This is a genomic window from Ottowia sp., from assembly GCF_047975795.1.
Taxonomy (GTDB): domain Bacteria; phylum Pseudomonadota; class Gammaproteobacteria; order Burkholderiales; family Burkholderiaceae_C; genus Ottowia.
In genome coordinates this window covers 109,625-133,049 of the sequence record NZ_JBKEEE010000080.1, presented here as the reverse complement: position 1 = coordinate 133,049, position 23,425 = coordinate 109,625, and the positions used below count along the sequence as shown (strand labels likewise).

The 23,425-nt window shown below is 61.1% G+C and carries 24 protein-coding genes and 1 tRNA gene; 14 read left to right on the top strand and 11 right to left on the bottom strand.

Annotation, left to right across the window (positions count from 1 at the left end):
* Positions 1-183: 183 nt before the first annotated feature.
* The gene (locus ACK5NW_RS12170) at positions 184-447 is read left to right on the top strand and encodes a helix-turn-helix domain-containing protein (RefSeq protein ID WP_416928414.1); all 264 of its coding nucleotides are present in this window, start codon (positions 184-186) and stop codon (positions 445-447) included.
* Positions 448-623: 176 nt separating this feature from the next.
* Here ACK5NW_RS12170 and ACK5NW_RS12165 read toward each other — a convergent pair whose 3' ends face one another.
* A complete protein-coding gene (locus tag ACK5NW_RS12165; RefSeq protein ID WP_416928383.1) occupies positions 624-2,465 on the bottom strand; it encodes a TRAP transporter large permease in 1,842 nt (613 codons plus the stop codon).
* 40 nt (positions 2,466-2,505) lie between these two features.
* Positions 2,506-3,114 carry a TRAP transporter small permease subunit gene (locus ACK5NW_RS12160; protein WP_416928381.1) on the bottom strand — a complete coding sequence of 203 codons (609 nt, stop codon included), beginning with the start codon at positions 3,112-3,114 and terminating at the stop codon, positions 2,506-2,508.
* A gap of 288 nt (positions 3,115-3,402) precedes the next feature.
* On the opposite strand from ACK5NW_RS12160, the gene uvrB reads away from it, so the two are divergent.
* From uvrB to ACK5NW_RS12095, 13 genes are all read left to right on the top strand, one after another.
* Positions 3,403-5,535 carry an excinuclease ABC subunit UvrB gene (gene uvrB / locus ACK5NW_RS12155; RefSeq protein ID WP_416928379.1) on the top strand — a complete coding sequence of 711 codons (2,133 nt, stop codon included), beginning with the start codon at positions 3,403-3,405 and terminating at the stop codon, positions 5,533-5,535.
* 214 nt (positions 5,536-5,749) lie between these two features.
* The gene (iscR, locus tag ACK5NW_RS12150) at positions 5,750-6,283 is read left to right on the top strand and encodes a Fe-S cluster assembly transcriptional regulator IscR (RefSeq protein WP_416928377.1); all 534 of its coding nucleotides are present in this window, start codon (positions 5,750-5,752) and stop codon (positions 6,281-6,283) included.
* 85 nt (positions 6,284-6,368) lie between these two features.
* Positions 6,369-7,589: an IscS subfamily cysteine desulfurase gene (locus tag ACK5NW_RS12145; RefSeq protein ID WP_416928375.1), complete on the top strand. Its 1,221-nt coding sequence runs from the start codon at positions 6,369-6,371 to the stop codon at positions 7,587-7,589.
* Between the two features lie 220 nt (positions 7,590-7,809).
* Entirely contained in the window at positions 7,810-8,202 is a 393-nt protein-coding gene (iscU, locus tag ACK5NW_RS12140) for a Fe-S cluster assembly scaffold IscU (protein WP_416928373.1), read from the top strand.
* A 4-nt stretch (positions 8,203-8,206) separates the two neighbouring features.
* Complete coding sequence (locus tag ACK5NW_RS12135) at positions 8,207-8,533, top strand: cupin domain-containing protein (protein ID WP_416928371.1); 327 nt, start codon at positions 8,207-8,209, stop codon at positions 8,531-8,533.
* 47 nt (positions 8,534-8,580) lie between these two features.
* On the top strand, positions 8,581-8,904 hold the full coding sequence (gene iscA / locus ACK5NW_RS12130) for an iron-sulfur cluster assembly protein IscA (protein WP_416928369.1): 324 nt from the start codon (positions 8,581-8,583) through the stop codon (positions 8,902-8,904).
* Between the two features lie 163 nt (positions 8,905-9,067).
* A complete protein-coding gene (gene hscB / locus ACK5NW_RS12125; protein ID WP_416928367.1) occupies positions 9,068-9,583 on the top strand; it encodes a Fe-S protein assembly co-chaperone HscB in 516 nt (171 codons plus the stop codon).
* A 58-nt stretch (positions 9,584-9,641) separates the two neighbouring features.
* On the top strand, positions 9,642-11,501 hold the full coding sequence (gene hscA / locus ACK5NW_RS12120) for a Fe-S protein assembly chaperone HscA (RefSeq protein WP_416928365.1): 1,860 nt from the start codon (positions 9,642-9,644) through the stop codon (positions 11,499-11,501).
* A gap of 15 nt (positions 11,502-11,516) precedes the next feature.
* Positions 11,517-11,855, top strand: coding sequence for an ISC system 2Fe-2S type ferredoxin (fdx, locus tag ACK5NW_RS12115; RefSeq protein WP_416928363.1), 339 nt, complete (start codon positions 11,517-11,519; stop codon positions 11,853-11,855).
* Positions 11,855-12,580 carry a DNA polymerase III subunit epsilon gene (gene dnaQ / locus ACK5NW_RS12110; RefSeq protein WP_416928361.1) on the top strand — a complete coding sequence of 242 codons (726 nt, stop codon included), beginning with the start codon at positions 11,855-11,857 and terminating at the stop codon, positions 12,578-12,580. Before fdx ends, dnaQ begins: the two co-directional genes overlap by 1 nt.
* Positions 12,581-12,632: 52 nt before the next feature.
* Positions 12,633-12,707, top strand: a tRNA-Val gene (locus ACK5NW_RS12105).
* A gap of 125 nt (positions 12,708-12,832) precedes the next feature.
* Entirely contained in the window at positions 12,833-14,290 is a 1,458-nt protein-coding gene (locus tag ACK5NW_RS12100; RefSeq protein ID WP_416928359.1) for a hypothetical protein, read from the top strand.
* Between the two features lie 32 nt (positions 14,291-14,322).
* The gene (locus tag ACK5NW_RS12095; RefSeq protein WP_416928357.1) at positions 14,323-15,276 is read left to right on the top strand and encodes a class I SAM-dependent methyltransferase; all 954 of its coding nucleotides are present in this window, start codon (positions 14,323-14,325) and stop codon (positions 15,274-15,276) included.
* Between the two features lie 214 nt (positions 15,277-15,490).
* Here the strand turns inward: ACK5NW_RS12095 and ACK5NW_RS12090 are convergent, their stop codons facing one another.
* The 9 genes from ACK5NW_RS12090 to ACK5NW_RS12050 form a co-directional block, all read right to left on the bottom strand.
* Positions 15,491-16,114, bottom strand: coding sequence for a flavodoxin family protein (locus ACK5NW_RS12090; RefSeq protein ID WP_416928355.1), 624 nt, complete (start codon positions 16,112-16,114; stop codon positions 15,491-15,493).
* Between the two features lie 25 nt (positions 16,115-16,139).
* Positions 16,140-17,207 (bottom strand): NAD(P)-dependent alcohol dehydrogenase, encoded by a 1,068-nt coding sequence (locus ACK5NW_RS12085; protein ID WP_416928353.1) that lies wholly within the window; start codon positions 17,205-17,207, stop codon positions 16,140-16,142.
* A 28-nt stretch (positions 17,208-17,235) separates the two neighbouring features.
* The gene (locus tag ACK5NW_RS12080; protein WP_416928351.1) at positions 17,236-18,228 is read right to left on the bottom strand and encodes an aldo/keto reductase; all 993 of its coding nucleotides are present in this window, start codon (positions 18,226-18,228) and stop codon (positions 17,236-17,238) included.
* Positions 18,229-18,272: 44 nt separating this feature from the next.
* A complete protein-coding gene (locus tag ACK5NW_RS12075; protein ID WP_416928349.1) occupies positions 18,273-19,106 on the bottom strand; it encodes an SDR family oxidoreductase in 834 nt (277 codons plus the stop codon).
* A 102-nt stretch (positions 19,107-19,208) separates the two neighbouring features.
* Positions 19,209-19,664: a nuclear transport factor 2 family protein gene (locus ACK5NW_RS12070; protein WP_416928347.1), complete on the bottom strand. Its 456-nt coding sequence runs from the start codon at positions 19,662-19,664 to the stop codon at positions 19,209-19,211.
* Positions 19,665-19,704: 40 nt separating this feature from the next.
* A complete protein-coding gene (locus ACK5NW_RS12065; protein WP_416928345.1) occupies positions 19,705-20,292 on the bottom strand; it encodes an NAD(P)H-binding protein in 588 nt (195 codons plus the stop codon).
* Between the two features lie 24 nt (positions 20,293-20,316).
* Positions 20,317-21,300: an aldo/keto reductase gene (locus tag ACK5NW_RS12060; RefSeq protein WP_416928343.1), complete on the bottom strand. Its 984-nt coding sequence runs from the start codon at positions 21,298-21,300 to the stop codon at positions 20,317-20,319.
* Between the two features lie 24 nt (positions 21,301-21,324).
* Positions 21,325-22,368, bottom strand: coding sequence for an aldo/keto reductase (locus ACK5NW_RS12055; RefSeq protein WP_416928412.1), 1,044 nt, complete (start codon positions 22,366-22,368; stop codon positions 21,325-21,327).
* Positions 22,369-22,629: 261 nt separating this feature from the next.
* Positions 22,630-23,409 (bottom strand): NADPH-dependent F420 reductase, encoded by a 780-nt coding sequence (locus ACK5NW_RS12050; protein ID WP_416928341.1) that lies wholly within the window; start codon positions 23,407-23,409, stop codon positions 22,630-22,632.
* Positions 23,410-23,425 lie beyond the last annotated feature (16 nt).

Below are 23,425 nucleotides of genomic sequence, written 5' to 3'. Positions count from 1 at the left end.
AATTTTCCCATATGACGGCGAACTAGGCCAGAGGCTGGGCGAAGAAAAGAACGGCCAAATCGTTGAAGCCACGCCCTCAAGGCCAAGGCGTTACTATCTGGCTCGGATTGCGGACGCGGGTTCGGTTCCGTGTTCCGCCACCAATACCAAGGGATCGGAAAATCTCCGGGCCCTTTTTCTTGCCTGAAATCCCCGCGCCACGCGGGGTTCCTGCCATCCGTGCTGTGGGCGATCATCACTGCGCCTGATCCAGTGGAAGCCATCAAATTGCAGATGAATCAGAACAGACTGTCTGTCAAAGACTTTGAGCCGATCATCGGCAAAAGCAACCGCGTCTACGAAGTCCTGAGCCGCAAGCGCTCGCTGACGCTGACCATGATTCGACGACTGCATAAGAGCCTGGGCATCCCGGCCGATGTGCTGATTGCGGAGACGGTTGCAGGGTGATCATCGAATACGGGACTTGGTTTTCACCTTGAACAGCATTGTCATTGGTGCATCAAGGTCACGGTGAGGCACCTGAACAGCGTTCAAAAGCGGCCCGAACAGGGATCAAGAGCTGCTTTCAACATGCGCCAGTTTGGTATGCAGCTTGAGTTCAATGATTTGATGCCGGGCTAATATTATCTGTTGCCTTCCTTCAATGCGTCTTGCACGGCCTGCATGGGGTCTATGGCCGTGTCGGGCGTGGCGGTTGCGGCTTCTGGTGGGGCGGTAGCGCCTGAGGTGTCGCCGTCCACAGGCGCATCAGGCATCACCGGCCCGGCAGGAGCAGGGAAGTCAAAGCCTGGCGGCAGGGAGGGCATGCCGTAGTCTTGCGATGGCATGTTTTCCAGTATGTTGGTGACCTGATCTAGATCCACTTTTTCTTCCTTGTCCAGCCCGCCGGTGACCAGCGCCGGAAAGAAGATCAACAGTGTGACCATGATCAACTGGATGATGACGAAGGGCACCGATCCCCAGTAGATTTGCATGGTGGTCACGGGTGCAATTGTCTTGCCGGTCACGCGGTCGGTGTATTCCTTGTCGGGGGCGACTGAGCGCAGGTAAAACAGCGCAAAGCCAAACGGCGGGTGCATGAACGAGGTTTGCATGTTCACCGCCAGCAGCACGCCAAACCAGATCAGGTCAATGCCCAGCTTGTCGGCCACCGGCCCCAGCAATGGAATGACGATGAACGACAGTTCAAAGAAGTCAAGGAAGAACGCCAGGAAGAAGATCATGATGTTCACGGCGATCAAAAAGCCGACCTGACCGCCCGGCAACTGCGTCAGCAGGTGTTCCACCCAACGTGGGCCGTCCACGCCCTGGAACACCAGGCTGAACACGGTGGCCCCTACCAGGATGAACATCACGAACGACGACAGCTTGAGCGTGGAGTTGAGCGCTTGCTTGAGCAGTGACATGTTCAGCTTGCCGCGCACCAACGCCATCACCAGCGCGCCCACGGCCCCCATGGCACCGCCTTCGGTGGGTGTGGCGATACCCAGGAAGATGGTGCCGAGAACCAGGAAGATCAGCAGCAGCGGCGGAATCAGCACGAACGTGACCCGCTCGGCCAGGCGCGACAGCAGGCCCAGGCGCAGTACCTTGTTCAGCACTGCTGCCAAAAAAGCCACCAGCACGCCGCCGCACAGGGCGACCACGATTTTTTCGTCCGTGGGCACCGATTCGATCAGCTCGCCTTGCCACCAGGTGTGCACATCGGCCATGTGGCGGGCCAGGAAAACAGCCACCAGGGCTGACACTACCGTGATGCCCACCAGCGATGCGTAGCCGCCGCTGCCATTCGGTTCGCGGTACACCCGCGCCTCAGGCGGCAGGGCAGGGGCGCGGTGGCGGAAAAAGATGGCCAGAATCGCGACATAGCCGACGTACAGACTGGTGAGCACAAAACCGGGGATGAACGCGCCTTTGTACATGTCGCCCACGCTGCGGCCCAATTGGTCGGCCATGATGATGAGTACCAGCGAGGGCGGGATGATTTGCGCCAAAGTGCCCGATGCCGCAATCACCCCCGTGGCCAGACTTCGGTTGTAGCCGTAGCGCAGCATGATGGGCAGCGAGATCAAACCCATCGAGATAACCGATGCGGCCACCACCCCAGTGGTTGCGGCCAGCAAGGCACCCACAAAAATCACGGCAAAGGCCAGGCCACCGCGCATGGGGCCGAACACCTGGCCAATGGTGTCCAGCAAATCCTCGGCCATGCCGCTGCGCTCCAGCACCAGTCCCATGAGCGTGAAAAATGGAATCGCCAGCATGGTGTCGTTTTGCATGATGCCGAAAATGCGCAGCGGCAGCGATTGCATCAATGCCGCAGGCAACAGGCCAAGCTCAATGCCCACAAAGCCAAAAAATAGCCCACACGCGCCCAGGCTGAACGCCACTGGAAAGCCCAGCAGCAGAAAAAACACCAGTCCCACGAACATCACCGGGGCAAAGTTTTGCGTCAAAAATTCCATGATGGGTTTCGCTTGGCTTAAGTTTGCTCTGGGGTGGGGGTCAGTTTTGTGGCGCGGCGTTGTCAGCGCCGTCAGTTTTCAGGCGCAGCTCATCGGCCAGCAGTTCTTCGGCCGATTTTTCGCCCGACTTATCGGTTGGGTCTGGCCCGGCACCGTACAGAAAGGCCAATCGTTTGATGGCCTCAGACCAGCCTTGCAGCATCAGCAGCACAAACCCGATGGGTAGCGACAGCCAGGCGGGCCAGCGGATCAGGCCGCCCGCGTTGTTGGACATCTCTCCGCTCTGAAACTTCAGCCAGAACTGCGGAATGCCCAGGTACAGCACCACAATGCACAGCGGCGTCAAAAAACACAGGAAGCCAAAAATGTCGATCCACAGTCGCGTGCGGTGCGACCAGCGGCTGTAAACCACGTCGATCTTCACGTGCTCTTGATTCAGCAGTGTGTAGCCCGCAGCCAGCAAAAAAGCCCAGGCAAACAAATACCACTGCACTTCCAGCCAGGCGTTGGAGCTGATGTCGAGCGTCTTGCGCACGATGGCATTGCCCGCGCTGATCAGGGTCGAGGCCAGAATCAGCCAGATGGCAAAGCGGCCCACGCGCGCGTTCAGTCCATCGATGAGGTGGCAGAGTTGGAGCAGGAGTTTCATGAAGGTAAAAGCTATGGCGGAGACTGCGCGGACAGGCATTTCAGGCAGGCATGCCGAGTGGTGTCTCGCGTTTGACAGACGCTTTGCAAAAGCGCAGCGTTGTCTTGGCGCAAGTCAAGGTAAGGCATTGTAAGAGGCGGCTTGCCTGTACTCAGGCATGCGGCACTAGGGAAATTCAGGGTTGGCAAAGCTTCGGGGCGGGCGTCACACGCGCGGCTGCTGCGCAATTACTTTTAGACTTGGTGCATTGCTCTGATTTCAATTTTCCGTTGCACGTTGCACTTCAGCATGTCTTCCTTATCCGTCAAAGCCCCTGCCAAGTCGCCGCAAACTGAAGCGACAGCCCTTGCACCGTCGGTGGACGAAGGCCAGTTCGTCAGCTTTGCGGATTCGCCGTTTCAGTTGTTCCAGCCGTACCCCCCAGCGGGCGACCAGCCGACGGCCATCGCGCAGTTGGTGGAGGGCATCAACGATGGCGAAGCGTTCCAGACCCTGCTGGGCGTCACCGGTTCGGGCAAGACTTTCACCATGGCCAACGTCATTGCCCGGTTGGGTCGGCCAGCGATCGTGTTCGCGCCCAACAAGACGCTGGCGGCGCAGCTGTACAGCGAGTTCCGCGAGTTCTTTCCCAAGAACGCGGTCGAGTACTTCGTCAGCTATTACGACTACTACCAGCCCGAGGCTTACGTGCCGCAGCGCGATTTGTTCATCGAAAAAGACAGCGCCATCAACGAACACATCGAGCAAATGCGCCTGTCGGCCACCAAGAGCGTGCTGGAGCGGCGCGACGTGGTGATCGTGGCCACGGTGAGCGCCATCTACGGCATCGGTGCGCCCGACGACTATTTGCAGATGCGGATGATCCTGAAGGTCGGCGGCAAGCAGGGCCAGCGCGAGGCCATTGCCCAGTTGGTGCGCATGCAGTACCAGCGCAACGACATGGACTTTGCGCGCGGCAGCTTTCGGGTGCGCGGCGACACCATCGACGTGTTTCCGGCCGAACACTCCGAGCTGGCGGTGCGCTTCGAGTTGTTTGACGACGAAGTGGAGAGCATCTCGCTGTTCGACCCGCTCACAGGTCGTGTGCAGCAGAAGGTGCCGCGCTTCGTCATTTACCCCTCAAGCCACTACGTGACCCCGCGCGAGAAAACGCTGGCCGCGGTGGAAACCATCAAGCAGGAGCTGGTCGAGCGGCTGAAGTTCTTCGTCGATGAAGGCAAGCTGGTGGAAGCCCAGCGCATCGAGCAGCGCACCCGGTTCGACCTGGAAATGCTGAGCGAGCTGGGCCACTGCAAGGGCATCGAGAACTACACGCGTCATCTGTCGGGCGCGCAGCCGGGCGACCCGCCGCCCACGCTGACCGACTACCTGCCGCGCGACGCGCTGATGTTTCTGGACGAAAGCCACCAGATGATCGGCCAGCTCAACGCCATGTACAACGGCGACAAGGCGCGCAAGACCACGCTGGTGGAATACGGCTTTCGCCTGCCCAGCGCGCTGGACAACCGGCCGCTGAAGTTCGCTGAATTTGAAGGCCGCATGCGCCAGGCGATCTTCGTCAGCGCCACGCCGGCCGATTACGAAAAGCAGCACGCCGGCAACGTGGTCGAGCAGGTGGTGCGTCCCACCGGCCTGGTCGACCCCGAGGTGGAAGTGCGCCCGGCCACCCACCAGGTGGACGACGTGTTGCAAGAAATCCGCGAGCGGGTGGAAAAGCACGAACGCGTGCTCATCACCACGTTGACCAAGCGCATGGCCGAGCAGCTGACCGAGTACCTGAGCGACAACGGCGTCAAGGTGCGCTACCTGCACTCCGATGTGGATACCGTGGAGCGGGTGGAGATCATTCGCGACCTGCGCCTGGGCGCGTTCGACGTGCTGGTGGGCATCAACCTGCTGCGCGAGGGGCTGGACATCCCGGAGGTGTCGCTGGTCGCCATTCTGGATGCTGACAAGGAAGGTTTTTTGCGCGCCGAGCGCAGTCTGATCCAGACCATTGGCCGGGCGGCGCGCAACGTCAACGGCAAGGCCATCCTGTACGCCGACCGCGTGACCGAGTCCATGAAAAAAGCCATGGGCGAAACCGAGCGCCGCCGCGCCAAGCAAGTCGCCTACAACGCCGAGCATGGCATCACGCCGCGCGGCATCGTCAAGCAAGTGCGCGATTTGATTGATGGCGTGTACAGCGATAAAAGCGGGCGCGATGCCGAGCGCGTGGGCGCTGCAACCCGTGGTGAGCCTGCGGACGAAGCAGCCATGTCTGAAAAAGACCTGGCCAAAGAAATCAAGCGGCTGGAAAAGCAAATGCTGGAGCACGCCCGCAACCTCGAATTTGAGCAGGCCGCCCGCGTGCGCGATCAACTGGCGCACCTGAAAACACGCATCTTTGGCGCCGCAGGCGAGGGCAGCGCAGCGGTGTGAGGGCAAGGCGCTGAGGCGTGCAAAGCCTCACACGCCACCCCGAAACCTGCTATACTCGACTTAATTACTCGGGATTTTGTTTAACTAAAAGGTGATCTTTTTATGAGTCGCCTTGATATCCATCAAAACAAAAATGAAGCCAAGCGCATGTCGGCGAAGACGTGTTCTGGCTCCTCACATTGAAACCACGATCACAGCGACCAGGAGCTTTTCCATGCGTCTGACAACCAAAGGGCGATTTGCCGTTACCGCCATGATTGATCTGGCCCTGCGCCAGGACAACGGCCCGGTCACACTGGCGGCCATCAGCCAGCGCCAGAACATTTCACTGTCTTATCTGGAGCAATTGTTCGGCAAGCTGCGCCGGGCCGATCTGGTCGAATCCACGCGCGGGCCGGGCGGCGGCTATTCGCTGGGCCGCAAGGCGGGCGACATCACGGTGGCCGACATCATCACTTCGGTGGACGAGCCGCTGGACGCCACGCATTGCGGCGGGCGCGAAAACTGCGGCGGCGACGGTGGTCGTTGCATGACGCACGATTTATGGACCACGCTGAACGAACGCATGCTGGAGTTTCTGGAATCGGTCACTTTGCAAAAGCTGGTGGACGACCAGCATGCGAACGGACTGGAAATTGAAGGCCAGCCTGCCACCAAACGTGCTATCTCCAGCGCGCCGGTGGTCAAACCGGTGCGGGTGACGGCACCCAACTCTGTGTTTGCACTGGGCGGCATGACTTCCAAGTAGGATGCTTCCAAAAAAATAGCTGCTTGCGCTTGACTGAATTAGCGTCAACGCATTTTGATTCATAGAACAATTGCATAAATAACCCATGAGTTCCACGCCGCACCTTCCCATTTACATGGACTACGCCGCCACCACGCCGGTTGATCCGCGCGTGGTGGACGCCATGATCCCGTGGTTGCGCGAGCACCACGGCAACCCGGCCAGCCGCAGCCACGCTTGGGGCTGGGCGGCTGAAAAAGCCGTTGAAACCGCACGCGAACAAGTGGCCGCGCTGATTGGCGCTGACCCGCGCGAAATCGTCTGGACCAGCGGAGCCACCGAATCCGACAACCTGGCCATCAAGGGTGCGGCGCACTTTTATCAGGGCAAAGGCAAGCACCTCATCACCGTCAAGACCGAGCACAAAGCGGTGCTCGACACCATGCGCGAGCTGGAGCGTCAGGGTTTTGAGGTGACTTATCTGGGCGTCAAGGAAGACGGCCTGATTGATCTGGACGCCTTTCGCTCCGCCATCCGGCCCGACACCATTTTGGCCAGCGTCATGCTGGTCAACAACGAGATCGGTGTGGTGCAGCCGGTGGACGACATTGGGGCTATTTGCCGCGAAAAAGGCGTGATCTTTCACGTGGATGCTGCGCAAGCCACCGGCAAGGTGCTGATCGACGTCAGCCGCCAGCCGATTGATTTGATGAGCCTGGCCAGCCACAAGATTTACGGCCCCAAAGGCATCGGCGCGCTGTACGTGCGGCGCAAGCCCCGCATTCGGCTGGAAGCGCAAATGCACGGCGGCGGTCATGAACGTGGGATGCGCAGCGGCACGCTGCCCACGCACCAGATCGTCGGCATGGGCGAAGCCTACCGGCTGGCCAAGGAAGAAATGGCCGTCGACAACGAAAAAGCCTGGGGCTTGCACCACCGGTTGGTCAATGGTTTGAAAGACCTGGAAGAAGTGTTCATCAACGGCCACGCCACCGAGCGCGTGCCGCAGAACATCAACATGAGCTTTAACTTCGTCGAGGGCGAATCGCTCATCATGGGTATCAAGGGATTGGCGGTGAGCAGCGGTTCGGCCTGCACCTCGGCGAGTCTGGAGCCTAGCTATGTGCTGCGCGCGCTGGGCCGCAGCGACGAGCTGGCGCACAGCAGTCTGCGCATGACCATCGGGCGCTTTACCACCGAAGAAGACATTGACGACGCCATCAAAGCCATTCGCGACAACGTGGGCAAGCTGCGCGAGCTGTCGCCGCTGTGGGAGATGTACAAGGACGGTGTCGATCTGTCCACCATCCAGTGGGCTGCTCACTGATGATGCTGAACACCCCCCTGAGTCGCCTGCGGCACCTTCCCCCCTCTCACTGCATGAGGGGTGACAACGCCACTGGCCGGGGAGACCCCGGCCACGGCGTCGCTGGGCTGGCCTGCTCCGCGGTCATAGGGTTGGTTTTGGAAAGATTGATTTTGAGTGAAATGTGGCTGTAGAGCTTGAATTTATCAGTGCGATTAGCTATTAAAACAGGAGTAACGACATGGCATATTCCGAAAAAGTCATCGATCACTACGAAAACCCCCGCAACGTCGGCAGCTTCGATAAAGGTGACGAGAGCGTGGGCACCGGCATGGTGGGTGCGCCCGCTTGCGGCGACGTGATGAAGCTGCAAATCAAGGTCAACCCGAGTACGGGCGTGATCGAGGATGCGCGCTTCAAGACCTATGGCTGCGGTTCGGCCATCGCGTCCAGCTCGCTCGTGACCGAGTGGGTCAAGGGCAAAACGCTGGACGAAGCGGCTGATTTGAAGAACAGCCAGATCGCTGAAGAGCTGGCGCTGCCGCCGGTCAAGATTCACTGCTCGATCCTGGCCGAAGATGCCATCAAGGCGGCCGTGTTGGATTACAAAAACAAGCACACCACCACGGTCTGACACCATGGCACTGCTCCACGCTACACAAGGTGAAGTGATCGACGTGCGCCCACACGGCACGGCGATCGAGGCCGCCCAATCAGTGGCCCTGTTCAAATCGGCGCATCTGGAAGTGCTGCGCCTGGTGTTCCCCGCAGGCCATCGCATGCCCAGTCACCAGGTGGCAGGCGAGATCACCATCCAGTGCCTGGAAGGCGAGGTTGAGGTTGAGGTGGCAGGCCGCACCACCACGCTGTCGACGGGGCAACTGCTGTTTGCCGAAGGCGGCGAGCCGCATGCGCTGCATGCGCTGCAACCCACCTCGGTGCTGGTGACCATCGCGCTGCGGTAAAGCTGGTTTCAGTGCTACAGCAGGCTCCATTTTTCAATCACACCATCATGGCCGTCACACTGACCGAAGCCGCTGCGCGGCACGTCAACAAATACCTCGCCAAGCGTGGCAAGGGCGTGGGCGTGCGCCTGGGCGTCAAAACCACCGGCTGCTCGGGTCTGGCCTACAAGCTGGAATACGTGGACGACGTGGCCCCTGAAGACGCTTTGTTTGAACAGCATGGCGTCAAGCTGATGATCGACCCTAAAAGCCTGGCCTACATCGACGGCACCGAGCTGGACTATGTGCGCGAAGGGCTGAACGAAGGCTTTCGCTTCAACAACCCCAACGAGCGCGACCGTTGCGGTTGTGGCGAATCGTTTCGCGTTTGACGGGTGCTGCCCCAAGCTGCATGACGAAAGCCGAGCTGCTGGCCATCGTCGACAACGACGGTGAGGTCGAGGCGGTTGAAGCCTGGCTTCACCGCTTCCCGACTTCCCGACGTAGTCCAACCGGTGGGTGACACAGTTTGAGGTCGGTACATACGACAACATGATGAACCTGCAATCCACTGATTTCGAGCTGTTCGACGTGTCTGCTGCCTTTGCGCAGGATGCGGCGCAGCTCGATGCGCGCTGGAAGCAGTTGCAACGCCAGGTACATCCGGACAAGTTTGCCGCCCAGGGCGCTGCCGCGCAGCGCGTGGCCATGCAATGGTCGGCCCGCATCAACGAGGCTTACCAACGCCTGAAAGACCCGGTGCGCCGCGCGGCCTATTTGTGCGAGTTGAACGGTGCAGCCATCGATGCCGAGCGCAACACCGCCATGCCCGCTGATTTTTTGATGCAGCAAATGGCGCTGCGCGAAGCGCTGGACGATGCCGATACGTCCGCTGCGTTGCAAGACATGGCCAATCAGACCGCTGCATTGCGCTGCGACATGCTGGCCCAACTGGCGCAGCACACCGATACCCGCGCCGACTGGCACGCCGCAGCGCAATCGGTGCGGGCGCTGATGTTTCTGGACAAGCTGGCAGACGAGGTCACGCGCAAGCGTGCGACACTCGGCTGATTGCGTCGGCGCTGCCCGAATTTTTGTTTTTTTGCTCTGTACGTTTTCCTTTTTTTGAATGGCCCTGCTGCAAATTTCTGAACCCGGTCAATCGCCCGACCCACATCAACGGCGCATCGCTGTGGGCATTGATCTGGGCACCACGCATTCGTTGGTGGCTGCCGTGCGCCACGGTGCGGCCGAATGCCTGCCCGACGCGCAAGGGCGTGTGCTGCTGCCTTCGGTGGTGCGTTATCTGGCGGGCGATGGCCGCCAGATTGGCCACGACGCGCAGGCGCACGCTGCTGCTGATCCCGAAAACACCATTGCATCAGCCAAGCGGCTGATGGGGCGCGGCTTTGGCGACATAGCTGCGCGCGACAAGCTGCCCTATCAATTGGTTGACCAGCCTGGCATGGTGGCTGTGCAAACCGTGCTGGGGCTGAAGTCGCCGGTCGAAATCAGCGCCGAAATTCTGGCCACGCTGCGCTACCGGGCTGAAGACAGCTTCAACGACGACCTGTACGGCGCGGTCATTACCGTGCCCGCGTACTTTGACGACGCCCAACGTCAGGCCACCAAGGATGCGGCGCAACTGGCGGGTATTCACGTGCTGCGCCTGATCAACGAACCCACCGCCGCCGCCATCGCCTACGGGCTGGACCACGGCGTGGAAGGCGTTTACGCCGTGTTTGATTTAGGCGGTGGCACATTTGACATTTCTGTCCTGCGGCTGACGCAAGGCGTGTTTGAAGTCATCGCCACCGGCGGCGATTCAGCCCTGGGCGGTGACGATTACGACCGCGCCCTGGCCGACTGGGTGCTTGAAAAAACCGGCGCTCAGGCCCAGACCGCCACCGACAAAGCTGCATTGCTGCAAGCAGCAAGGGCTGCCAAAGAAGCCTTGAGCGCTTCTGAATCCATAGCTTTCAATGCAGAATTGACGGGCGCGAACGTTGAATTCGGCGTCAAATCGGCTGATTTTGAATCAGCCGCCGCTGATCTAACGGCGCGCTGCATGGCCGCCGTGCGCCGCGTACTGCTGGATGCGGCGCTGGAGCCGGGCGACATCCAGGGCGTGGTGATGGTGGGTGGCTCCACCCGCATGCCAGTCATTCGTCGCGCCGTGGCCGACCTGTTTGGTCGTGCGCCGCTGATCAACCTCAACCCCGATGAAGTGGTGGCCTTGGGTGCTGCCATTCAGGCCAACCAACTGGCGGGCAACAACGCGGCGGGCGACTTGCTGCTGCTGGACGTGATTCCGCTGTCGCTGGGGCTGGAAACCATGGGCGGCCTGGTCGAGCGCATCGTGCCGCGCAACCAAACCATTCCCACCGCCATGGCGCAGGACTTCACCACTTACAAAGATGGCCAGACCGCGCTGGCGCTGCACGTGGTGCAGGGCGAGCGTGATCTGGTGCAGGACTGTCGCAGCCTGGCGCGCTTTGAGCTGCGCGGCATCCCGCCCATGACAGCGGGTGCGGCGCGCATCCGCGTCACTTTCACCGTTGATGCCGATGGGCTGCTGCAAGTCAACGCCCGCGAGCAAACCAGCGGTGTCGAAGCACAAATAGACGTCAAACCCAGCTATGGCCTGAGCGACGAGCAAATTGCGCACATGCTGCAAGACTCTTTTTCAACCGCCGATGCCGATGTCAAAGCCCGTGCGCTGGTCGAAGCGCGCGTGGACGCCGACCGCATGCTGCTGGCCACGCAAACCGCGCTGGACACGGATGGCACCTTGCTTTCGCCGCCAGAGCGTGCCGAGGTGGATGCCCTGATGCTGTCGCTGCGCGGCATTGCCGCCAACAGCGAAGACGCTGCCGCCATCGAAGCGGCTACCAAGGCGCTGGCCGATGGCACCGAAGCTTTTGCCGCTGCGCGCATGAACGCCAGCATCCAGAAGGCACTGTCCGGCAAGCGGCTGGAATCGCTTTAAGCCTTGGATAAGAACATGCCCACCATCAAAATTCTTCCCCATCCTGAATACGCACCTGAAGGAGCCGAAATTCAGGCCAACGTGGGCGACTCGATCTGCGAGGCGCTGCTCGATCACCACATCGATATCGAGCACGCCTGCGAGATGAGCTGCGCCTGCACCACCTGCCACGTCATCGTGCGCCAGGGCGGCAACTCGCTCAACCCGGCCGAAGAGGAAGAAGAAGACCTGCTCGACCGCGCCTGGGGCCTTGAGCCGCAATCGCGCCTGTCGTGTCAGGCCATCGTGGCCAAAGAGGATTTGACGGTGGAAATCCCGCGCTACTCCATCAACCACGCCAAAGAGAACCACTGATGACGCGGCAAATCGTTCTGGACACCGAAACCACCGGCCTGTCGGCCGAGAGCGGTGACCGCATCATCGAGATTGGTTGCGTCGAACTGATGGCGCGCAAGCTGACGGGCAACAACCTGCACTTTTACATCAACCCCGAACGCGACAGCCATGAAGACGCGCTGAAAGTGCACGGCATCAGCAATGATTTCTTGCGCGACAAACCCAAGTTTGCCGAAGTGGCGGACGACATCCTGCGCTATGTGGAAGGGGCCGAGGTCATCATCCACAACGCCGCGTTTGACGTCGGCTTTCTCGACAAAGAACTGGAACGTCTGGGCAGACCAGCATTCACCAGCTTTGTGGCCGATGTCACCGACACACTGGCCATGGCCAAACAGCTTTACCCCGGCAAGCGCAACAGCCTGGATGCGTTGTGCGACCGGCTGGGTGTCGACAACTCGGGCCGCACCCTGCACGGCGCGCTGCTGGATGCCGAACTGCTGGCCGATGTGTACATCAACCTCACGCGCGGGCAAGAAGCGCTGCTGATCGATCTGGGCGACCTGGAAACTCCAGGTGTTGCCATACAACGCGTCGATTTAAGCGGTATCGATTTGCCCATTGTGCAAGCCAACACCCAGGAGCAGGCCGCGCACGAGCAAGTGTTGGCGCAAATCGAAAAGGCCAACGGAGAGCCAACGGTGTGGCAGCGGGCAGCCAGGCCCACAGTGGCCCATGAATAGAAAAGCTGGGCTATAATTTCATGCTTCGCCAGGCCGCAGCCTGTGTCGATACGGGTGATTAGCTCAGCGGTAGAGCACTGCCTTCACACGGCAGGGGTCACATGTTCGATCCATGTATCACCCACCATATTCAACACGCCTCGTAGCCACCGGCTCCGAGGCGTTTTTGTTTGAGCGGCGCTTTCAGTGGGTCAACGCCAAGCCTGTCCATCATCCTGTCGGCCATTTGGCTTGCCTCCAGGAAAAAATCAAATGAAACTTCATGAGCATGTGATTGCACTTGTTGAAGAACTAGACCGTGTGCACCCCCGCGGTGTGGCGAACCAGCAGGAGTTGAAAACATTCAATGAGCAACTGAACTTCGTGACGGCGGATAACGGGAAAGTCCGCCACTTTACGCTTGTTGCGCAGAAAAAATTGAGAGATATCGTCACCCTGCTGTACGACAACAATCCGGATTGGAAGACAAAAATAGAGCACGATGCATTCCATGATCAGACTCGACGCTGTATCGCCAACCTGCATGCCTCAGGTCAGTTGGCTAACCCAAGAGCTGATGATGCATATCAGGCATGCCAGAAAATTGGTGATCGGCTTGAACAGCAGCTCACGGACATTGCAGCCACTTTCGTTCATCACATCCCTTGCTGGACAGACGCTGTTTCGCCTGGAAGCGACTTCGTCATGGGGCCAGTGACTTTTCGAGCCGTTGATGACTGGATTGATTGGGTTGATTTTCAGCCGGCTGCCTACAGGGTTGGTTCGATCGACGAACAACAAGCCAACAAAGACTGGAAAGGTTTGCTCAAAACATGGCGGGCAGCAGCCAAGCAGAACGAGGTGGACGGGCCACCTGCGGGCCTTGCGGGTGATCTCAGCAGTGCGTTGAGTCAGTGCCCCGCTATGGCGACCGTGACGGTCAATGGCTACGAGTCTGTGCTGTCGAAAAAAGTTGCCCATGCGGTGACTCAAGCGGCGCTTGATTGCATGAGCTTGGCGCTGAAGACTCCAAACGCCTTCATTTTTCAGATTGTTGGTTCTACGCGAGCAGAACCCTTTCGTTGGACATCCATTGTTGGCACGCCAGAGGGGCTTGGGCTTCCGGGGTTTGCTCGCACTCGCCGCGCCATCGATCTTGGTTCTAAACGAACGCGCACGAGGCTGGCGAATGCGGCACCACTTTTAGATCAAGGGTCTGCAATGCTGACTTCGCTGCTCACTCCCACGTCTCACCAGCATCCCGAACTCGCCAACCGATGGCTTACGGCGTTGCAATGGCTGGCAGAGGGATGCCGCGAACAGGACGACGCCATTGCAGTCGCCAAACTGGGATCGGCGTTGGACATATTGGCTGCTGGTGGAAAGGCAAAGGGAATTACGACCATGCTCGAGAATTTTCAGCATGTCTCGAAAGATACCCCATGGATTAGAGGCCCGCGGGGTGAGCTGAATCTTGGTCAAGTGGTGAAGGCCATCTACGATTCTGGCAGGTCGCAGATACTTCATGGAACCCACTATCAGCGCTTGAAGCGTTTTGAGGAGTTGCGCGAGCTGGCGCGGCTTATCGTGCCCCAGGCGCTGATAGAGGCGGCTATGCGATTGGCTGTGTATATCGGGCCGGACAGCGAAGCAACCGCATTCCGGACGATGACGCCGCCCGGCAGTCCACCGACAGATGGCAGCGGGATCGCTATAGTGCCGCAACCTTAAAGCATGTACCGGCCTGAACGGCACTTCATCGCATGCAAACCCTGCTCACCACCATTGCCGCCACACCCGGCCCCACCGACGCCTGCCGCATCTTCCACGGTCGCGGCGGTCTGCATCCGGGCTGTGAGCAATGGACGCTGGACGCTTATCCGCCCGTTTGGGTGCTGACCAGTTTTGCACCGGTTACGGATGAGCAGTTGGCGACCATTGGTGCAGCTTTGCAAGAGCGCTGGGCGCAGATTGCCTTACCGGGTGATGGGCCGCTGTGCTGGGTGTTTCAGCAGCGGGGTGGGGTGCAGCGGCTGCAAGTGCGCGCTGATACAAGACTGATGGAGGGTGCTGTGCCTGATCCACATACAGTGACCGAGGATGGGGCATGCTACTTGGTCAATGTGTTGAAAGGGCAGAACCACGGGCTGTTTCTGGATATGGCCGCTGGTCGGCGCTGGGTGCGCGGGTTTGCGGCGTCGTTCAAGGCAGAGCATGGACGTGGATTGCGGGTGCTGAATTTGTTCGCTTACACCTGCGCCTTTTCGGTTGCGGCATTGCAGGGCGGCGCAGCGCATGTGGTGAACGTGGACATGGCGCGTGGTGCGCTGGCGGTGGGGCAGCAGAACCACCGGCTGAACAGCTTGGCTGACGGGGCCAGTTTTTGGCCGCACGACATCTTCAACTCGTGGGGAAAAGTGGGCCGCGCAGGGCCGTTTGACCTAGTGATTGTGGATCCGCCCAGTTACCAGAAGGGCAGCTTTGTGGCCACCAAGGACTATGCGCGTGTGCTGCGCCGCCTGCCCGATTTGCTGGCTCCCGGCGGTCACGCGTTGTTGTGCCTGAATGCGCCCGAGATCGGGCCTGATTTTTTGTTGACGCAAGTGGCCGAGCACGCGCCCAGCCTGCGCCTTGTGCAGCGGGTGCCCAATCCGGCTGTGTTTGCCGATGTCGATGAAGCGCGGTCACTGAAGGTGATGGTGTTTACGGCGGGCTGAATGTTTTCAAGCCCAGTTAGGCTTCATCGCTTGTGCAGCAAGTGCAGTGCCAATGGGTGCCAATGGGTGCCAATGGGTGCGTAGTGCCTTGACCTCCAAGGTGAGCGTGGGAAAAGGCAGAAAGTTGTGTATTCATGCGGCTTTCAAAAAGAACTCAAGCGGTCAACTGCCGGATCTAGGTTGAGTAGCTTTTCAAGCCAGACCGATGAAGGTGTTATGTCAGGCCGTGGCGCGCCAACCATGCCTTCGCCTGGGTGTCTGCCTGCTGGATCTTGTCGCCTTGCAACCCCAGCAGTAAGCCGCGTTTTTCGTAGCCACCTTGGATCGACAGGCCTTGCAGCACATCGGCACCTTCAGCCAGTGCGCGCACGGTGTCGAAGCCGGTGCCCACGCCGTATTCGGCGTGGGTGTTAAAGGGCAGCACGCGCTTGCCGCGCAAATCCACCTGGCTGAGCCAGCTTTTGACGGGCGGCGGCAGTTGCATGCCCCAGGTGGGAAAGCCGACCAGCACCGTGCTGTAGCGCGCCGGATCCACCGGCTTGTTCAGGGGCGGCAAAAAGCCACGCGCGTTTTCGCGCGCTACCTGATCGACATGCGCGTCGTAGTTGGCGGGATAGGGTGTTTGCACGGCCAGCGAAGCCAGCGTGCCGCCAGTGTGCGTTTGCATGATGCGCGCCAGCACTTCAGTATTGCGTGTGCGTGTGAGGTAGACGATCAATACGTTGTTACTCGCAGCGTCGGTGGCTGTTTGCGAGCGCCCGGTGGCGGGCAACGTCGACGCCACGGCCGAGGCCGACAACCAGCGCAGCACGCGCCGACGACGGGTGGAATGCGGCATGGTGGGCTGTGCGGGCATAGAGGTTTTAAGGCGATACAGGTGATTTGAGGCTGGCCATGTCGATCACAAAGCGGTATTTGACGTCGCTTTTGAGCATGCGCTCATAGGCATCGTTGATGCCCTGCATGTCAATCATTTCTACATCGCTGACGATGCCGTGCTGGCCGCAAAAGTCCAGCATCTCCTGCGTTTCGGCAATGCCACCAATGGCTGAGCCAGCCACCGACTTGCGCCCCAGCAGCAACGGCACGCTGCTGACAGGCGGCTGCAATTTGCCCACCAAACCGACCAGCACCAGCGTGCCGTCGAACTTGAGTGTGGGCAGGTAGGGATTGAGGTCGTGCTCATAGGGTACGGTGTCGATGATGAGATCGAACCGGTTAGCCACCGCCTTCATTTGTGCGCGGTCTGTCGAGATGACGACGTGGCTGGCCCCCAGTCTTTGGGCGTCGTCGCTTTTACCGGGCGAGCGCGAAAACAGCGTCACTTCAGCCCCCAGCGCGCGCGCCAGTTTGATGGCCATGTGGCCCAGACCGCCAAGGCCCACCACGGCCACGCGGCTGCCTGGCCTCACCTTCCAGTGGCGCAGTGGCGACCAGGTGGTGATGCCTGCGCACAGCAGCGGGGGCACGGCTTTTTCGTCCAGATTGCCAGGCACGCGCAGCACGAACTGGTGGTTGACGACGATCTTGTCGGAATAGCCGCCCTGGGTGCGCTGACCGTCTTTGGGGTCGGTGCCGCCATAGGTGCCGATGTGCCCATGTTCGCAATACTGCTCCAGCCCCTGCTCGCACGGTGGGCAGTGCTGGCACGAATCGACCATGCAGCCCACGCCGACCAGATCGCCCGGCTTGAAGCCGCTGACCTGCGCACCCACGGCGCTGACGCGGCCCACGATTTCGTGGCCAGGCACGATGGGGTAGGTGGTCCAGCCCCAGTCGTTGCGGGCGGTGTGCAGGTCAGAGTGGCACACGCCGCAGTAGGTGATGTCGATCAGCACGTCATCTGGCCGCACATCGCGCCGCTCGAAAGACCAGGGCACCAGCGGCGTGGTGTGGCTGTGGGCGGCGTAGGCTTGGGTGGGGATGCTCATGGTTGTTTCTCTTCTGTTGTGAAGGGGGTTACATCATGCCCAGCACGGGGTGGGTGACGTAAGGCTTTTCAAGCGCTTGTACCTCGTCGCCAGTCAACTGGATGTCCAGCGCGGCGACGGCTTCTTCGACATGCCGGATGGCGGTGGTGCCGACGATGGGCGCGGTGACGCAGGGTTTGCCCAGCATCCACGCCAGCGCCATCTGGCCCATGGTGATGCCGCGTGCCTGGGCCATGGCCTGCACGTTGTCCACCACCACCTTGTCCAGGTGGTTGGTGCTGTCCCAGACCCATTTGGACACTTCGTCGATTTTCACGCGCGGCGTCTGGGTGCCCCACGGGTGCGCCAGTCGCCCGCCCGCCAGCGGACTCCAGGGTGTGATGGCGATCTGGCGATCCTGGCACAGCGGAATCATTTCACGCTCTTCTTCGCGGTAGATCAGGTTGTACTGGTTTTGCATGGCGACGAACTTGGTCCAGCCGTTTTTCTCGGCAATGTTTTGCAACCGCTCGAATTGCCAGGCGTACATGGTCGATGCGCCGATGTAACGCACCTTGCCGCTTTTGACCACGTCGTGCAGCGCCTCCATGATTTCTTCCATGGGCGTGAGCGGGTCGAGCCGGTGGATGGTGTACAGGTCTACATGGTCCAGCCCCAGCCGCTTCAGGCTGTGGTCGATCTCGCTCAGGATGGCCTTGCGCGACAGCCCGCCGCCATTGGGCTTGCCGGCACGCATGTCCATGCGCACCTTGGTGGCGACAACGATCTCGTCCCGGTCAAGCCCAAATTCCTTGATGAGCTTGCCCGTGACTTCTTCGCTGCTGCCCATCTGGTACACGTTGGCAGTGTCGAAGTAGTTGATGCCCAGATCGACTGCTTTTTTGAAGATGGGCTTGGCGTCCTCAAAGTCGACAGCCCAGGGGAACAGGCCGTGCGCGCTGCCTGGTTTGCCAAAGCTCATCATGCCCAGGCAGATTTTCGAGACATCCAGGCCAGTATGGCCAAGCTTGGTGTATTGCATGGTTATTTCCTTTCAAGTTGCTGCAAGTTTTCAGTGCGGTTAGGTCATTGTGGTGCCAGCGGCCCATGCCAGTAAGACGCGGTCACGCCGCCATCCATCAAAAAATCACTGCCGGTGATGAAGCTGCCATCAGGCCCCATCAGCAGCGCGGCCAGCGCGCCCACCTCGTCGGGCGTGCCCGCGCGGCCCACGGGGCACAAGTCGATCATGCGGTGGTAACCCGCGCCGCGCGGGCCGGTCAGCTCGTCGTTGGCCAGCGGCGTGATGATGATGCCGGGGCTGATGCAGTTGATGCGCGCGCCGCGCTCGCCCCAGCGCACGGCTTCGGCGCGCACACGCAGGGCGTTGCCACGCTTGGACAACTGGTAGGCCCGCAGCGGATCGGTCACGCCTTGCAGCAGGGGCAGCGCCAGCAGCGCTTCGGTGGGCGTGGTGGCCAGGGCTTTGTCTTCGTCCGGTGTGAGCGCGGGCAAACGATGACCTGATTGGGAGGCAATCACCACGCCCGAGCCGCCGGGCGTGATGACGTGGCCAAACAGCTCCAGCACCAAGGCGGTGCCAACCAGATCGACCTTCAAAATGACCTCGGGCGCGGCCTGCGAGGGCGACACACCGGCGGCATGGATGATGCCGACCACATCGCCCAGCGCCGTCGCCTGATCGACCAGTGCCTGCACCGACGCGCGCGAGGCCACGTCCACCGTGGTGGTGCTGATGCGGTAGCCCGCATCGCGCATCACCTGTGCGGCGGCCTGCGTGTTGGCTGCGCGCAGATCGGCCAGCAGGATGTGCTTTCCGATGCCCACGCGGCGGGCGATGGCTTGGCCAATGGAGCCAGGGCCGATGACGACGATGACCGGGCCAGGGGTGCTGGACATGGATAACTCCGTTAAGGATTCAAGCGAAATGTACCTTTGGCGCTGGTCAGGTCAGCGCGAGAAGCTATCAAAGTTGCAGTAAATAAATGTGTATGGCATCGCTCACGCCACCCCCAATTCGCGGCTGTCGCTGACCATGAAGTTGGCGACGCGTTTGCGGATGAACCATTGGCTGCCTTGCTTCACGTAGTCGTCCAGGTAGCGCACACCGTGTGTGTGCATCATGTTCTTGCCATTCTGATGGCCGACCAGCACCACATGGCAGTAGTTGATGGCGCTGGCCGTATCGCCGTGCAGCGTAACGGTGTGCTGGCCGTTGAGGTGGTACACGGTGTGGAAGTTGGCCAGGTAATCGCTGAACACTTTGCAGATGTGCGCGCGCCCTTGGGCATCGGCAAACAACTGGCCGTCCAGATAGGTCAACACCTGCGCGTCTTCGGTGAACAGCGCCATTTGGTCGTCCATGCGCTTTTCGTCGGCCAGGTTGGAAAAGGTATCCACCAGGTCTTTCAGGGCTTGGCGGTCGATCAGTGTTTGGATGGATGCTTCGAGGGTCATGGTGTCTTCGGTGGAGGGTTGAAAGGGACGAGGTTGCAGTTCAGGCGTTGCTTACGCCCAGGCTTTCACGCACATGCAGGCCGGGCGTGGTCGCCAGTTGGGTGATGAGAGTGGCGAGGCCGTCCATCGACACCTCGTGTCCCGTAAAAGGGTCGCCCTTGTGCGTAAGCTGAACCTGCTTGCCCGGCGTGCGCGTGAACCAGCCTGGGCGCAGCACGGTGTAGTCCAGGCCGCTGGCTTCAATGACCGCAGCCGAGTCGCGGTACGGGTCGAGCACGCTGCGGTACTTCTCGCCCGGCACCTCGCCGTAGATGCCCATCGAACTGATGAAGATCAGGCGCTTGACCCCCGCCGTCTGCATGGCGCGCGCGATGGCCCGGGCCTGCGCGGCCATGTCGCTGCCGGACAGGTTGGCGTACACCACGTCCTGGCCTTGCATGGCAGCGTGCAGCGCTGCATCGTCCAGCACGTCGCCTTCGGTAATGCGCACGCGCGCGGGGTCAGGGCTGGTCAGCCGACTGGCGCGGCGCAGGTACAGGGTGAGCTGCACGCCGGGCTGGCGCAGCAGAAAAGGGGTGGTGTGGCGGGCCAGGCCGCCCGCAGCGCCGAGGATGAGAATGCGGGTCATGGGGCAAATGCTTCCTTAACGTGCTCAACGCCCCACGCGATCGGCCATGTGGGCCGGGTAGCGTTCGCCCTCCACATCGATAGCGGCCAGCGCCTGGGTGATTTGTTGCAGATCATCGGTGGTCAGTGTGACTTGTGCGGCACCAGTGTTTTCTTGCAGCCGGTGCAGCTTGGTGGTGCCGGGAATCGGCACGATCCAGGGTTGCTGCGCCAGCAGCCAGGCCAGTGCGATCTGCGCCGGAGTCACGCCCTGGGCGGCGGCCAGCGCCTTGATGATGTCCACCAGTTTTTGGTTCGTCTGGCGCGCCTCGGGGCTGAAGCGCGGCACGATGTTGCGGAAATCGGTTTTGTCGAACGTGGTGCTGGCGTCGATCTGGCCCGTCAAAAAGCCTTTGCCCAGCGGGCTGAAGGGCACCAGGCCAATCCCCAGTTCTTGCAGCGTGGGGATGATGTCTTTTTCAGGCTCGCGCCACCACAGTGAATATTCGCTCTGCAGCGCGGCCACCGGTTGCACGGCGTGCGCTCGGCGGATGGATGCAGCGCCGGCTTCAGACAGGCCGAAATGCTTGACCTTGCCTTCGGCAATGAGTTCTTTGACGGTGCCCGCCACGTCTTCCATCGGCACGTCGGTGTCGACCCGGTGCTGGTAGAACAGGTCGATGTGGTCGGTGCGCAGGCGCTTCAGGGCCGCGTCACACACGGCGCGGATGCGCTCAGGTCGACTGTCCTGGCCGTCGGCAGGCAAGCCGTTTTTAAAGCCGAACTTGGTGGCGATGACGACCTGATCGCGCATGGGGGCCAGCGCTTCGCCCAGCAACTCTTCATTGGTGAACGGGCCATAGGCTTCGGCGGTGTCGAAGAAGGTCACACCTTGGTCGAAGGCGGCGCGGATCAGTTCGATGGCCTGGGTTTTTTCGGTGGCGGGGCCGTAGCCGTAGCTCAGGCCCATGCAGCCCAGGCCGATGGCCGAAACTTGCAGGCCCTGGGAGCCGAGTTGACGTGTTTGCATGAAAATCTCCTTGAAAAGCAGTGTTCAGCGCGCAGTGCCTGGTAAAGGCGAGTGGCCGTGGCCACCGGTGGACGAGCTGCCCAGTTTGGCTCCGTCGTCGATCAACGCCATCACGGCAGGGCTGGAGCGCACGCCGTCGATGCTGATGGCCGCAAAGCCTGCATCGATGTCTTGCAAGTCAGTGGCTGTCAGTTGCAGCCCTGCGGCGGCGACGTTTTCGCGCAGGTGCGCCACCTGCGTGGTGCCGGGAATGGGCACGATGAAAGGTTTGCGCGACAGCAGCCAGGCCAGCGCCACTTGGCCCGCTTGTGCGTTATGACGTTGGGCCACGCGCTGCAACAAGGCAACGACGGGGCGGTTGGCTTGCATGGCCGCGCGGGTAAAGCGCGGCATGGTGGAGCGCAAATCGTTGGCTGCGAAGGTGGCGGTGGATGGCAGGCGCCCAGTCAGGTAGCCCTTGCCCAGCGGCCCCCACGGCACCAGGCCAATACCCAGTTCTTCGCACAGGGGGATGACTTCGCCCTCGGGGTCGCGCGTCCAGATGGAGTATTCGTTCTGGATCGCCGCCACCTGCTGCACGGCGTGCGCGCGGCGGATGGTGGCCGCGCCCGCTTCAGACAAGCCAAAGTGGCGCACCTTGCCTTGCCCGATCAGGTCTTTGACGGTGCCGGCCACGTCTTCGATCGGCACTTTGGGATCCACGCGGTGCTGGTACAGCAGGTCGATCACGTCGGTGCGCAGGCGCTTCAAGCTGGCATCGACCACGCGGCGAATTTGCGCCGGGCGGCTGTCCATGCCGCGAATCTGCCCGTTGGGCGCAATGTCAAAACCGAACTTGCTGGTGATGATGACCTCGTTGCGCACCGGGGCCAGCGCCTCGCCCACCAGTTGTTCGCTGAGGTAAGGGCCGTACACCTCGGCTGAATCAAAAAAGTTGACACCCAGATCGTGCGCCTCGCGGATGACGCGCAACGCGCGCGCCTTGTCCACCGGCGGGCCAAAGCCCCAAGCCACGTTCATGCAACCCAGACCAATGGCCGATACCTTCAGCGGCCCCAATCGGCGCATGGGCAGGGCGTGGGGGCTGGACGTGGCGGCGTTGGCCCTGTGCAAAGGCAGCGCGGTGGCGGCCAGCGCCAAGGTGGTGGACAAGAAATGACGGCGATTGGTGGAAGAAAAAGCAGTGGTGGTCATGGCGTTGGTTCCAGAACATGAATGTGTGATGCCTGAATTTAGAGCGGCGCAATTGATTTGATAAGCCGGTTTCTGTCACAAGGCTTTATGAGCATGGCTCATCAATTGAAAGGGTGCTTGCGTGTGGCCAGCGCGTCATGCGTTGGCAGGCAGCTTCATGCGGCGGCGCAGCTCCGGGGCGGTGGTGTTGGCACGAAAACCAGGGCCGCCGCGCTGGAAGGCGCGGGCGGCGGCCAGGTTGCCGACGATGACCGGCTCGCAGCCTGCATCACGCACAAGTTGTGCGGCGGTTTGCAGCGCTTGCGTGTCGTCGCTGGCCAGGGGCACGCCGAGTCGGCGGCTGGGTTCGTTTTGGCTGTACGAAGCCTCAACGGCAGTGGCGTCCACGGCGCTGAAAGCGCGCACCAGGCGCGTGCCGGGCAGCAGCCGCGCGGACAGCGCGCCCACGCCATCGGTCTCGGACTGGCGCGTCAGCGTATTGGCACTGCCGGGCGAAGGGTTGCAGGCGTCCAGAACGATCTTGTTGGAGAGGGCTTTGGCCAGGTCTTTGCCTAATTGGGGCAGCGCGTCGTAAGGCACGGCAAACAGCAGCACGTCGCCAAAGTCGGCCGCCTGTGCGGGTGTGCCGACCAGGGCGCGCTCGCCCAGACCAGCCAGGCTGTCGCGCACGCGATCGAGGTTGCGCGAGGCGAACATCACCTGATGGCCAGAGCGCACCCACAGCCGCCCCACGGTGCCGCCTAGCCACCCGGCACCAATCACGCCGATGCGCAATGGTGCAGGCGTGGGTGTGGGTGTGGGTTTTTGTTCCGGCCAGGCGGGTAGGGCGCTGGCTGCGGCCAAGCCCGCCAGTGTTTGCAGCACGCTACGGCGGCGTGGTTGACAGCCAGCATGAGAAGAGGGCTTGAGTTGCATGATGAGGCTCCTGAAA

Coding starts and splice junctions, on each gene's coding strand:
- ACK5NW_RS12060 (WP_416928343.1), bottom strand. CDS start 21,300: ATGCAAACACGTCAACTCGGCTCCCAGGGCCTGCAAGTTTCGGCCATC.
- ACK5NW_RS12050 (WP_416928341.1), bottom strand. CDS start 23,409: ATGCAACTCAAGCCCTCTTCTCATGCTGGCTGTCAACCACGCCGCCGT.
- ACK5NW_RS12100 (WP_416928359.1), top strand. CDS start 12,833: ATGAAACTTCATGAGCATGTGATTGCACTTGTTGAAGAACTAGACCGT.
- ACK5NW_RS12090 (WP_416928355.1), bottom strand. CDS start 16,114: ATGCCGCATTCCACCCGTCGTCGGCGCGTGCTGCGCTGGTTGTCGGCC.
- ACK5NW_RS12075 (WP_416928349.1), bottom strand. CDS start 19,106: ATGTCCAGCACCCCTGGCCCGGTCATCGTCGTCATCGGCCCTGGCTCC.
- uvrB (WP_416928379.1), top strand. CDS start 3,403: ATGTCTTCCTTATCCGTCAAAGCCCCTGCCAAGTCGCCGCAAACTGAA.
- ACK5NW_RS12085 (WP_416928353.1), bottom strand. CDS start 17,207: ATGAGCATCCCCACCCAAGCCTACGCCGCCCACAGCCACACCACGCCG.
- ACK5NW_RS12145 (WP_416928375.1), top strand. CDS start 6,369: ATGAGTTCCACGCCGCACCTTCCCATTTACATGGACTACGCCGCCACC.
- hscA (WP_416928365.1), top strand. CDS start 9,642: ATGGCCCTGCTGCAAATTTCTGAACCCGGTCAATCGCCCGACCCACAT.
- fdx (WP_416928363.1), top strand. CDS start 11,517: ATGCCCACCATCAAAATTCTTCCCCATCCTGAATACGCACCTGAAGGA.
- hscB (WP_416928367.1), top strand. CDS start 9,068: ATGAACCTGCAATCCACTGATTTCGAGCTGTTCGACGTGTCTGCTGCC.
- iscR (WP_416928377.1), top strand. CDS start 5,750: ATGCGTCTGACAACCAAAGGGCGATTTGCCGTTACCGCCATGATTGAT.
- ACK5NW_RS12065 (WP_416928345.1), bottom strand. CDS start 20,292: ATGACCCGCATTCTCATCCTCGGCGCTGCGGGCGGCCTGGCCCGCCAC.
- dnaQ (WP_416928361.1), top strand. CDS start 11,855: ATGACGCGGCAAATCGTTCTGGACACCGAAACCACCGGCCTGTCGGCC.
- iscU (WP_416928373.1), top strand. CDS start 7,810: ATGGCATATTCCGAAAAAGTCATCGATCACTACGAAAACCCCCGCAAC.
- ACK5NW_RS12160 (WP_416928381.1), bottom strand. CDS start 3,114: ATGAAACTCCTGCTCCAACTCTGCCACCTCATCGATGGACTGAACGCG.
- ACK5NW_RS12070 (WP_416928347.1), bottom strand. CDS start 19,664: ATGACCCTCGAAGCATCCATCCAAACACTGATCGACCGCCAAGCCCTG.
- ACK5NW_RS12165 (WP_416928383.1), bottom strand. CDS start 2,465: ATGGAATTTTTGACGCAAAACTTTGCCCCGGTGATGTTCGTGGGACTG.
- iscA (WP_416928369.1), top strand. CDS start 8,581: ATGGCCGTCACACTGACCGAAGCCGCTGCGCGGCACGTCAACAAATAC.
- ACK5NW_RS12055 (WP_416928412.1), bottom strand. CDS start 22,368: ATGCGCCGATTGGGGCCGCTGAAGGTATCGGCCATTGGTCTGGGTTGC.
- ACK5NW_RS12095 (WP_416928357.1), top strand. CDS start 14,323: ATGCAAACCCTGCTCACCACCATTGCCGCCACACCCGGCCCCACCGAC.
- ACK5NW_RS12080 (WP_416928351.1), bottom strand. CDS start 18,228: ATGCAATACACCAAGCTTGGCCATACTGGCCTGGATGTCTCGAAAATC.
- ACK5NW_RS12135 (WP_416928371.1), top strand. CDS start 8,207: ATGGCACTGCTCCACGCTACACAAGGTGAAGTGATCGACGTGCGCCCA.